Below are 11,809 nucleotides of genomic sequence, written 5' to 3'. Positions count from 1 at the left end.
AAGAACACCGCTTGACTGCCTCCTGCGGTGATGGCAGACAGCCGAACCGGACTGTCCGCATTCTGGAACATGGTCAGTGTCAGACTCAGGCGGTTGCCGCCCATCATGCTGTACCGTTCAAATACACGGACACTGCACCGGGCATCGCCCTCTTTGAAATCACTGCCTGCCTCTAAATCTGCCGACCAACTGCTGTCTGGGATTTCTTGTTCCAGCTTCCGAAGCAGTTTGTCAAAGTTTTTGTTTCGGATGGTCTTTTCAAAGATTGCCATAATGGTTCCTCCGTTCTGACAATTAAAAATCGGTCCCTTATTTTTGATACGAGCAGAGCCACAGGAAAATTGCGGAGAAATCGCTTGAAGAGAGGAATTTTGTCTAATTTGATTATAGCATATCTTTTGGAAGAACAAAATACTTTATGTACGCCGCCCGCAGGCGGCAAAGATCAGTCCGGGGGAAATTCCAGCTCGGCAAACTCCGCATCAGTCAGCAGTTTCAGTTTTTCGATGACTTGTTTCGTGGATAAGCCCCAGCCGGGTGCCGGTGTTGTAGAACATGGAGATAATGCTCAGTCATCTCGGTGTCGGCATGACCTACATTGCCTCTATGGGCTGGATCTTGTTTATGCAGAAAAAGGGCCTTTGGCAGCAGCTGATCCACGCAGCCGCCGGATGTGAAAAGCTCTTCTTCACACTGGGTGGTTTAGTGTTGATGATGAGCCTGCACATTTTTTCCATTCATGCTAACCATCTACGATTATTTCCTCAATAGGTCGTTTTGCATTTTATGCCATGCAAAAGGCAGAATCAGATATAAAAAGTACTTTCGTATGTAAAAGCCTTCAAAAACAACTTGAAACACTTTTGTTGCAATGGTACAATAATAATGTTATTTTATGGAAGCTCGGCGCAAAGCCCATGCGGACAGGCTGCGGGTGTGTGGATTCCTATGGGATGTGTAAGAATAGCTAGGGCAGCACTGCGCTACTGCACTTTCCGATAATGTGAGGGAGGTATATTTATATGATGAAAAAGATCTCCCGCCGCTCTTTTTTGCAGGTCTGCGGCATTACGGCAGCCACGGCGGCGTTGACTGCCTGCGGCGGCGGTAAGACCGAAACGGCGAAAAAAGACGATGCGCACGAAGCCATCACCTTTATGGCACCTTATAAGGAGATAGAAGCCTTTATTGAGCAGGTACACAGCGTTTACCCGGAAGTGAACATCGAGGTCGTGCCCTACAGCGGCGATAACACCACCACCTGTTTGCAGAATATGTTTGCGGCGGGCGACCTGCCGGACGTCTGCACCTTGACCTACTACGACCCCCGGATCGATCTGGTCTCCGACAAACTGCTGGACCTTTCCGGCTACGATTTTACGGATAACTATGTGGAGTCCCGTCTGCAGGACGTGTTCGACAACGGTGCCATCTACCTGCTGCCCTCGACCTACAACTGCTACGGCATCACCTACAACAAGACCCTGCTGAAAAAATACGGCTGGGAGCTGCCCAATTCTTTCGCTGAGCTGGAAGAACTGGCTGTAAAGGCCAAGAAAGCAGAGGTCGATCTCTGTCTGCCGCAGATCCAGTATCCGGGCTATGGTTTCCAGTATCTGTGCAACATTGCGGACGCCGATTTCCTCGGCACACTGGACGGCAGGCTGTGGCAGCGGGATTATCTGTCCGGTAAGGCGAATGTCAGCAATACCCCCGGCATGATGCAGGCGATGGCCTATGTCCAGAAGTGGAAGGACATCGGGATGCTGAACGACACCGGCGACGCTCTTGACGACAATGTGACCCGGCAGAGGATGACCGAGGGCAACACCCTGTTTCTGATGGGCGGCACCAACGGCATCGTGGAGGCAGACGGCAACGCCGATAAATACGGGCTGATGCCGTTTCTCTCGGAGGACGGCACCCAGAACGTTTTTGTGCTGAATGTGAACCGCTTCTACGGTCTGAATAAAAAGCTGGAGCAGAACCCCCAGAAGCTGGAAGATGCGCTCAAGGTGATGCGTGTGCTTTCCACCGTTGCAGGCACCAGCGCTCTGCAGCCCGCAACGGCGCTGAAAAGCAGCCTGCTGCCCTTCAAGGACGCAAAAGCGGACGGCACCTACTATGCCGACATCGCCGATGCCCTGAATGCAGGCAACACCGCGCCCTTTATCTATTCCGGCTGGGAAAACACCATCGTGACCACTGGCCTTAAAATGCTGGACTTCATGAAGGGCAATGCCACCATGGAGGATGTGATCCGTCAGCTGGACGAGGATCAGGATAGTGTGGTGAACAACACCCCGGATACCATCACTACCGTTACGGAGGAGCTTTCGCAGGAGGACTGCGCCATGCTGGTAGGCCGCTGCTTTGCACAGGCTACCGGCAGCGACCTTGCGCTGGTGTCGCTGAGCACATGGATCCCCGGCAACCCCACCGATCAGAACCATCACGGCGTAGCTGCCAAGCTGTACGCCAAGGACATTACGGATTACGACCTTTCGGTGATCCTGCCCACCGGCTGGAACCGCACCATCCAAACCGTTACCCTGACCGGGCAGCAGATCAACGACCTGCTGGCCACGGGCTACGATGCCTACGGCAACGGCAAGGGCTACCCCTATGTGCTGGTAAGCCCGGTGCAGCCGGATGCGGGCAAGACCTATCAGGTTGCCATCTGCGGTGTGAGTGACCAGCTGGTTGCGGAGACCACGGTCACAGACAGCGGCGTGGTGGGCATGGATGCCGCAAAAGCCTTCTTTGGTGCATACACCACCATCAGCCGGGCAGACACTGCATGGAGCTGAACAGAACGGACAGGAGATACCGGATGTGAACAACAACCTATATAAAAAGCTGCTTTGGGGCACCGGCTTTGTCATTGTTGCGGTCATCCTGACCCTTTTTATCATGAGCCAGACCTACATCCAGAACCTTGTCTACCATGAGCGGCTGAACCAGATGGAAGAGGTCACCCACCAGATGTTCCGCAGTCTGGAGGATGTGATCGACACCCACTGGGACGAGGTGAATGTACAATGCAATTATTTGTACTACACTCCGTTAAAGACCGATACCGAGTTCTATCGCTATCTGAAAAAGCTGTCGGAGCTTTCCAATTACCATGAAAGACAGATCGAACTGATTGCCGTGGACTCTGCCGGACATTACTATACTGAGAATGGCCGCATGGGGCTGCTGCGAGGAATGAAGTATTTGGAAAGCGCACCGCAGCGGGTCAGCTACGTTTCCAACTCGCTGACCGTGGACGACTCCCGGATGGTGTTTCTGGAAAAGCTCTCCACCCCCATCACACTGCAAAGCGGAGAAAAAGAGATCACCCTGTGCTACTTTGGTATTTCGCAAAGCATGACCCAACTGAACGATTATTTCCGCTGTGATGCCTACGAAAATAACAACAGCGTCTATGTGCTGGATAATGACGGTTTCAAGCTGTTCAACGCTAACGATACCGAACTGCTGAAGGGACACAATGTATACACCGTGCTATCCTGGATGTCCTATCTGCACGGCTCTTCCTTTGCGGAGGCAAAGGAGCGGCTTGACCGCACAGGTTCCTGTTATTCCAACGCCGTGCTGGACGGCACCGAGTATTTCTACGCCCTGAAGCAGATGGAAAACGCCCAGTGGACACTGGCGTTCCTTGTTCCGGCAAAATATGTGGCCGTGAATACGCAGAAGCTGGTCAGCATCGTCATGATCATCATCATCGTCATTGCAATGGTGTTCTCGGTCATAACAGTTTTCGTCGGCTGGTTTCTCCTGCGGCAAAAGCAGCAGCAGGAGCTGCAGGCAGAAAAAGAAGCGAACCTCCGTCTGGAGCAATACAACATCCATTTGACGCAGGTAAACGATGAGCTGCGGCAGGCACAGGACATTGCCGCAGAGGCGTTACAGTCCGCCGAGCGCGCCAGCAAGGCTAAGACGGACTTCCTTGCCAACATGAGCCACGATATCCGCACCCCCATGAACGCCATCATCGGCATTACCACTCTGATGAAAAACGAGCTGCACCAGCCGGAAAAGCTGGCCGAACATCTGGACAAGCTGGAAAATTCCGGCCAGTTGCTGCTGGGCATCATAAACGATATTCTGGACATGAGCCGCATCGAGAGCGGCAAGACCACCCTGAATGTGGAAAAAATGAATCTGCCCCAGCAGATCAGCCAGCTGGACAGCATCATCCGCCAGCAGGCAGGCCAGCGCCGCCAGACCTTTACGGTAAACACCCATCTGCAGCACGAAAATGTGCTGGCAGACCCCAACCGTCTGAATCGGGTGCTGATGAATATTCTCTCCAACGCAGTCAAGTATACGCCCACCGGCGGGCATATCCGGTTTGAGGTGGACGAGCTGCCCCGAAACGAGCACTACGCCCGATACCGCTTTGTGGTGCAGGATGACGGTATTGGCATGAGCGAGGCCTACCAGAAGAACCTTTTTGACCCCTTTACCCGCGAGGAGCGCTCCGGCACCAACAAGGTGCAGGGCACCGGCCTTGGTATGGCCATCACCAAGAACATCGTGGACCTGATGGGCGGCTCTATCAATGTGGAGAGTACCACCGGCAAGGGTACTCGCTTTGAGGTGGTGCTGGAATTTCCCGTTGATGCCGAAGCAGATACGGTGCCAGAGGCACAGGTGCTCCCGGAGGAAGAGGAAGGAACTTCTCCTCTGTCCGGCATGAAGTTCCTCTGCGCCGAGGATAACGCCATCAACGCCGAAATTCTGGAAATGCTGCTGGAAGCCAATGGTGCAAGCTGCACCATCTGCTCCAACGGTCAGGAAATCGTGGATGCCTTTGCCAGCGTAAAGCCCGGCGAGTACGACATGATCCTGATGGATGTGCAGATGCCTGTGATGGACGGCTTGGAAGCCACCCGCCGCATCCGCAGCGGCGAAAACCCGCTGGGCAGGATCATTCCCATCCTTGCCATGACCGCCAATGCCTTCCTTGAGGATATGCAGAAGAGCAGGGAAGCCGGCATGGACGAGCACCTGTCCAAACCTGTGGATATTGCTGCGCTGGAGCAGACGGTAAAACGCTTTCGTGTTATCCCCCCGAAAATAAATAGCGGACAAGCGCGTTTCCGCAGAGGAAGCGCACAAACGATGTGAATGATGCAGGAGAAGATTAGAAAGTGAATACACTTTCCGAGATCGAGGAATATTACAAAGCGCGTGAGCAGCAGCTGTTGGAAAAACTTCATCAACAGGAAGCCGCTTCTGCTGCAATGCCTGACGGATATCCAAGCTGCCCTGAAAGAAGAATTACAGCAGCACAACTGAGCTGCGGATGCAATCAAAACAGGAGTATAAAAAGCCCGAATGAAACACAGAATCTCACGCCGTGCATTCCTGAACGGATGCACGCTGCTGGCGGCAGCTGCTGCCGTAAGCAGTCTGACTTCCTGCGGAGAAGAGGAAGCGAAAGACAGCGGTCTTGCACAAATCGTTGTGGGAAGCGACAGCTATCCACCTTATATCTATCTGAACAATGACGGTGTTCCCACCGGGATCGATGTGGAGATCGCCACCGAGGCGTTCCGCCGCATGGGGTATGCTGCCCGGTTTGAAACGATCAACTGGGAGCAGAAAACAAATCTTGTGGAAAGCGGTGCCATCGACTGCATCTGGGGCTGCTTTTCCATGGATGGACGCGAAGAGGTATACCGCTGGGCGGGGCCTTACATGGTGAGCCGTCAGGTGGTTGCGGTGGATGCCCACAGCAGCATCCGATCCCTCAGCGACCTTGCCGGCAAGACCATCGCCGTGCAGAGCACCGGCAAGCCGGAGGAGATCTTTCTCAGCGGCTCCGACCCGCGCATCCCGCAGACGGTGGAGGTGCTCAGCATCGAAAACCGCAGTGTGCAGTACGCAATGCTGGCCTGCGGCTATGTGGACGGCATCGCCGCCCACGAGACAGGCATCCTGCAATATATGAAGGACAATGCCGTAGACTTCCGCATTTTGGAGGAACCGCTGCTGGTCACCGGGCTGGGCATCGCCTTTGCCAAGAACGACACCCGCGGGCTGGACAGCCAGCTGACCGATACCCTTGCGCAGATGCGCGCGGATGGCACGCTGGAGCAGATCGTTGGCCGATACCTTGAAAATGCTTCGCAGTATCTGGAGGTGGACACCATTGGCGCGTAAAAACAGAACCACCCCGGATAAAAGGATATGGACAGCCTATCTGATCATCGGCGTGCTCTTGATGGCCGGTGTTGCTTTTTTCTCCAGCTGGCGGGCAATGCGCACAGCAGAGGAACGCTTTTGCCAGACCCTTGAGTTTGTCAAATCCCAGTCCACCAGCTTTGAAAAGCACAACGATACCATCACGGCAAAGGCACTCCGCCGCACGGCGGTCGCAGTCCATCAGCTGGCAGAAAATCCTGCGCTTGACCTCTCCGACCCGCAGTGCCTGAACAGGCAGACAGAAAAGCTCTGGCTCACCGGCATTTCGGTTCTGGGACCGGATGGCACGCTCCGGTGCGAGTCCACGACCAACGGCATCGGCTATGACCGGTTTGGCGACCAGCTGAAAAATGACGCTGTTCTGGACGTTTTATCTTACCCGCGAAAGACCTATGTGAAGCGCGTCCTGCTGGAAGATGGCTCTGCTGTGGATGTTGCGGCACACCGGGCAGAAAGCACAGAGCTGCTCCTGCTTGCCTACCGGTACACCCCGGCGGAATTTGTGGAGGAAACGGCGCTGTCCATCCAAAGTGTACTGGATGGCTACCCGGCAGAAACCAGCGGCACGCTGTTCATCGTGCAGAACAATCAGGTCGTTGCCGCAAACCGCCCGGAGCTGATTGGGCAGGATGTTGCAGGCAGTCCGCTGGCGCAGGGAATTCGCAAAGCCGGGGCCGCAGAGAAGCTGACCCATACCCGGGACTGGAACGGCTCCGGCTGCTATTTCGGGATGTTCTGCCATGGCAGATCCTTCGATCTCTATGCGTACACGGATGAAAAAATAATCTTCCGGGAGTCGCTTTTGCTGATCCTGACGGTGCTGGTCGGCTACATCCTGCTTGTAATGATCCTTCAGCTGCTGCGCCGCCGTTCCGTGCAGGAGATGGAGCTGCAGAAAAAAGAGCAGGAGAGGAAGTACCAGACCCAGCTGGAGGAACAGAACCGCAAGCTGGAGATCGCGCTTCAGCACGAAGGGGCGGCAAACCGCGCCAAGCGGGAGTTCCTGTTCAATATGAGCCACGATATCCGCACCCCCATGAACGCCATCATCGGCTTCACCTCGCTGGCTGCAACCCATATCGACAATAGGGAACAGGTGCTGGACTACCTCAAAAAGATCTCCACCTCCAGCCAGCATCTGCTTTCCCTCATCAATGATGTGCTGGATATGAGCCGCATCGAGAGCGGAAAGGTAAAGATCGAGGAAAAAGCGGTGCATCTGCCGGACCTCGTCCACGATGTGCGCTCCATCATTCAGCCCAATGTTTCGGCAAAGCGGCTGTCGCTTTTTATTGATACCATGAATGTGGAGAACGAGGATATCATCACCGACCCGCTGCGGCTGAACCAGATCCTGCTGAACATTTTGTCCAATGCCATCAAGTTCACTCCCACAGGCGGCATGATCAGCATTCGCATTGCTGAGAAAAACGGTGCGCCTGCGGGCCGGGCCTGCTATGAGTTCCGCATCAAGGACAACGGCATCGGCATGAGCGAGGAATTCCAGAAGCACATCTTTGAGGAGTTCGCCCGTGAGGAAAACTCCACCGTCAGCGGCATTCAGGGTACCGGCCTCGGCATGTCCATCACCAAGAACATTGTGGACCTGATGGGCGGCACCATCACCATTGAGAGCGAGCCGGGCAAGGGCAGCGAGTTTATCGTGAATCTCTGCTTTGCGCTCAGCGGACAAAAGGTGGAGCTCAGGCAGCTCCCGCAGCTGGAAGGGCTGCGGGCACTGGTGGCGGACGACGATACCGACACCTGCCTGAGCGTCAGCACCATGCTGTCCAAGATCGGGATGCGGCCGGAGTGGACGATCTCCGGCAGGGAAGCGGTGATCCGCACCCGGTATGCCATGGAGCAGGGGGATGAATTCAGCGTTTACATCATCGACTGGCTGATCCCCGATATGAACGGCATCGAGATCGTGCGGCAGATCCGCAAGGTGATTGGAAAAAGCTGCCCCATCATCATCCTGACCGCCTACGACTGGGCCGATATTGAAGAGGAAGCCCGCGCTGCCGGTGTTACCGCCTTCTGCGAAAAGCCGCTGTTCCTCTCGGAGCTGCGCAGAGTGCTGGCAGAGCCGTTCGGTGCAGAGCCTGCCTGCAGGCCGGTGCAGCTGAACGCGGAGGCCTTCAAAGGGAAAAAGATCCTGCTGGTGGAGGACAACGAGCTGAACCGTGAGATCGCAGTGGAGATCCTGAAGGAAGCGGGCTTTGAGGTGGAATCTGCCGAGGATGGCGAGATCGCCGTCCGGAAGATGAAGCAGGCGGCAGACGGACAGTATGACCTGATCCTCATGGACATCCAGATGCCCAACATGGACGGCTACGAGGCAACGCGGCAGATTCGTGCGCTGCCGGATGCCGCAAAGGCTGGCATCCCCATCTTTGCAATGACGGCAAATGCCTTTGAGGAAGACCGTCAGAACGCACTGAAGGCCGGTATGAACGGCCATATTGCAAAGCCGCTGGATATTCCACACCTGCTGCAGGTCCTTGCAGATGTACTGAAATAAACAGCGCCCAAAAGCAAAAGCACCCACAGCAATCGCCACAGAGGTTTTGAATCTCCGGTGAGCAAATTGCTGCGGGTGCTTTATTTTTTTATGCCTGACAGGTGGCTTGTTACAAAATTTTGCGCAGCTCCTGCACAAGGTCGCCGATCACGATGGGTTTGGACAAAAAGCCGGTCATGCCGCTTTCCAAGGCATTGCGGCGGTCTTCATCGAATGCGTTGGCAGTCATGGCAAGAATCGGGATCTTTGCCAGTGCAGGGTCGCCCAGTGCGCGGATCTGCCGGGTGGCGGTATAGCCGTCCATCACCGGCATCTGCACATCCATCAGCACCAGATCATAGCTGCCCGGTGCGGCAGTGCTTACCTTTTCCACCGCCACGGCACCGTTTTCCGCCGTATCGACCCGGAAGCCGTACTCGCACAGAATCTCCTGCGCGATCTCACGGTTCAGCTCGTTGTCCTCTACCAGCAGGATGTGCCTGCCCTTGAAGTGGATGTTCTTTTTCGGCAGAAGCTCCTGCGCCGCATCCGTCTGTGTCTGGCCGATGGCGCTCATCAGCGTCTCGCGCAGGTCGGACATGAACATGGGCTTGGAGCAGAAGGCGGTCACACCGGCAGCCTTTGCCTCCACCTCAATGTCGGCCCAGTCGTAGGCGGTCAGGATGATGATGGGCGTATCATCGTTCAGGCTGCGGATCTGGCGGGTGACCTCGATGCCGTTCATATCCGGCAAGCGCCAGTCGATGATATAGGCGTGGTAGGCGTCGCTCATTTCGATGGACTGCCGTGCACGCAGCACCGCTTCCTTGCCGGAAAGGGTCCACTCGGCACGCATGCCCACCTTGACCAGCATCTTTGTCACGCTGTCGCAGGTGTTGAAATCGTCATCCACCACCAGTGCCTTCAGGCCTTCCAGTTCGGTGATCTTTTCCACCGGACGGTGCTCTGCCTGCGCACGCATGGGCACACGAATGATAAACTCGCTGCCCTTGCCCTGCGCCGTCTGCACCTCGATGGTGCCGCCCATCATATCCACGATGTTTTTGGTAATAGCCATGCCAAGGCCGGTGCCCTGGATCCGGCTTACCGTGGAGGTGCGCTCCCGCTCAAACGGCTCAAAAATCTTTTTGGCGAACTCTTGGCTCATGCCGATGCCGTTGTCCTTGACGCGGAACTCATACTGCCCGCAGCCGCGCACCGCTCCGGCAAGCTGCCGCACCCGCACCGAGACCGTGCCGCCCGCCGGGGTGAACTTGATGGCGTTGGACAGCAGGTTCAGCAGTACCTGATTCAGCCGGGTCTTATCGCAGTAAACGTCCTCATCGGTCACATCCATGGCATCCATATAAAGCTCTAGCTGCTTTGCGTAGATCTGCCCGCTGACGATGGTTTTTAAGTCGTGCAGCACATCCGAAAGGTTGACTTCCACTTCTTCCAGATGGATCTTTCCGCTTTCGATGCGGCTCATATCCAGCACATCGTTGATGAGGGAAAGTAGATGATTGCTGGAAGCGAGGGTCTTGGCAAGATAATCCTTCACCCGGTCTTTATCGTCAATGTTGCTGAGTGCCAGCGTGGTAAAGCCGATGATGGCGTTCATGGGGGTGCGGATGTCGTGGGACATATTGGAAAGGAAGGTGCTTTTGGCGCGGTTGGCAGTCTCGGCCGCCGCAACGGCATCCGAAAGTGCCTGATTCACCTGCCTGTCGGCGGTGCGGTCGGACAAGACAAGGATATACTTGGTCCTGCCCTCTACCTCGCTGCCCATGGCGATGTTATGGAACCAGCGCCGCTCTTTGGTCTCCCGATGCTCAAACTCGAAATCCCATTCGCGTTGCTGCCCGCTGAGCAGTCCTTCCAGAAAGTTCTTGTCGCGATCCGGGTCATCCTTCGGGTGCAGCGCTGCCAGAGCACGGGCATCCTGCCGCACTTCTTTCCACGGGATGCCCAGCAGCCGTTCGACGTTGGGGCTGACATAATCCACCTTGGAGGTCTTTGCGTCCAGCATCAGGAAAACGTCGTCCACGTTCAGCGAAAGCTTTTGGAACAGCTCGTCCCGGTACAGGATCTCAGTGTCCTTCCGGCGCAGGGTCGTATGGCTTCTGCGCAGGATCAGCAGGATGATCAGCACAGCAAGGCCAAAGGCGATGCCCGCCACGATCTGCACCGTGTGGAACCACAGCTTATCCAGACTGGCATTGACAATGCTGACCGGCACAAGCCCCACCATCGTCCAGTTCTGGACCGCGGTATCCTCGTAGACCAGATAATAACTGGTGTCGCCCAGTTTGACCCGCAGGTTTCCGCTGCGGCCCTGCGCAAAATCATCCGAAAGGGCAAGAATCTGTTCCTCGGAAAGGTCGGAATGGTCGCGCAGCATCGCAATGAAGTTGTAAATGATTTCCTTGCGGTTTACGGAATTGTCAATCACCACCCGCCCATCCGGGTAGATCACATAGTTGCTGGCATTGCCCTGAAAAGCAGAGCTGTCCAGCAATCTCAGCACAGCGTCATTATAATAGGTGATGGCAACAGCATCGTAGGCAAAGCCCCGGTAGCTGCCCTGCGTTTCGGGGCAGATGAACGCAAGCATCGGGGCTTTGCCGGGCAGCGCCGTATTTACGACGATATCCTCGCCATCGGAGAGCTTTTCGTCCAGATTGGTCTGCAGGCCAAGGTAGCCGGTTCCCCCGGTCACGGTCGTGTAGTTGCCGTCATAGGAAAGAAAGTAGAAGTCAACAAATCCGGCTGCCTGCTGTGCTTCCTCGATATAGGCCTGAATTTCATCCTCATTCGAGGTGTTTTTCAGAAAGCCGTTGCACAGATGCAGATAGGTCAGGTTTTTGCGCACCATCTCTTTCAGCATACTATTGGATTTATACAGCACCTCTTCCAGATGCGAGGTGCTTTCCTGATAGATGGTCTGCGACATAAACGAGATGTACCGGAAGCTGAAACCGGCTGCCAGAAAGACCAAAAGAAGGATGGCAGCGGCGGCAGGCAGCCACTTGTGCCGGGAATAGCAGCTGCGTTTGGATTCGTGCTTTTCGTCTGCCATTCCGC

The 11,809-nt window shown here is 55.4% G+C and carries 7 protein-coding genes; 5 read left to right on the top strand and 2 right to left on the bottom strand.

Features of this window, described 5'->3' with window-relative positions; genetic code table 11:
* Positions 1 to 272, bottom strand: a 272-nt coding sequence (locus WMO17_RS02695) for a DUF6054 family protein (protein WP_349137428.1), incomplete at its 3' end; no start/stop codon positions are given.
* 283 nt (positions 273 to 555) lie between these two features.
* Here WMO17_RS02695 and WMO17_RS02690 point away from each other — a divergent pair.
* The 5 genes from WMO17_RS02690 to WMO17_RS02670 all read left to right on the top strand — a co-directional run bounded on the left by WMO17_RS02690 (position 556) and on the right by WMO17_RS02670 (position 8,746).
* Positions 556 to 771, top strand: a complete 216-nt coding sequence (locus WMO17_RS02690; RefSeq protein WP_349137427.1) for a hypothetical protein — start codon at positions 556 to 558, stop codon at positions 769 to 771.
* Positions 772 to 1,022: 251 nt separating this feature from the next.
* Entirely contained in the window at positions 1,023 to 2,810 is a 1,788-nt protein-coding gene (locus tag WMO17_RS02685; protein ID WP_349137426.1) for an extracellular solute-binding protein, read from the top strand.
* A 25-nt stretch (positions 2,811 to 2,835) separates the two neighbouring features.
* Positions 2,836 to 5,142, top strand: coding sequence for a hybrid sensor histidine kinase/response regulator (locus WMO17_RS02680; protein WP_349137425.1), 2,307 nt, complete (start codon positions 2,836 to 2,838; stop codon positions 5,140 to 5,142).
* A gap of 210 nt (positions 5,143 to 5,352) precedes the next feature.
* Positions 5,353 to 6,180 carry a substrate-binding periplasmic protein gene (locus tag WMO17_RS02675; RefSeq protein ID WP_349137424.1) on the top strand — a complete coding sequence of 276 codons (828 nt, stop codon included), beginning with the start codon at positions 5,353 to 5,355 and terminating at the stop codon, positions 6,178 to 6,180.
* Positions 6,170 to 8,746: a hybrid sensor histidine kinase/response regulator gene (locus WMO17_RS02670; RefSeq protein WP_349137423.1), complete on the top strand. Its 2,577-nt coding sequence runs from the start codon at positions 6,170 to 6,172 to the stop codon at positions 8,744 to 8,746. Before WMO17_RS02675 ends, WMO17_RS02670 begins: the two co-directional genes overlap by 11 nt.
* 109 nt (positions 8,747 to 8,855) lie before the next feature.
* Here the strand turns inward: WMO17_RS02670 and WMO17_RS02665 are convergent, their stop codons facing one another.
* Positions 8,856 to 11,804, bottom strand: coding sequence for a hybrid sensor histidine kinase/response regulator (locus tag WMO17_RS02665; RefSeq protein WP_349137422.1), 2,949 nt, complete (start codon positions 11,802 to 11,804; stop codon positions 8,856 to 8,858).
* Between the last annotated feature and the right edge of the window lie 5 nt (positions 11,805 to 11,809).

Origin of the sequence: Faecalibacterium faecis (genome assembly GCF_040096475.1) — a bacterium.
GTDB lineage: Bacteria > Bacillota > Clostridia > Oscillospirales > Ruminococcaceae > Faecalibacterium > Faecalibacterium taiwanense.
Note: the sequence above shows the minus strand (reverse complement) of the source record. Positions and strands in the feature narration are given on the sequence as shown.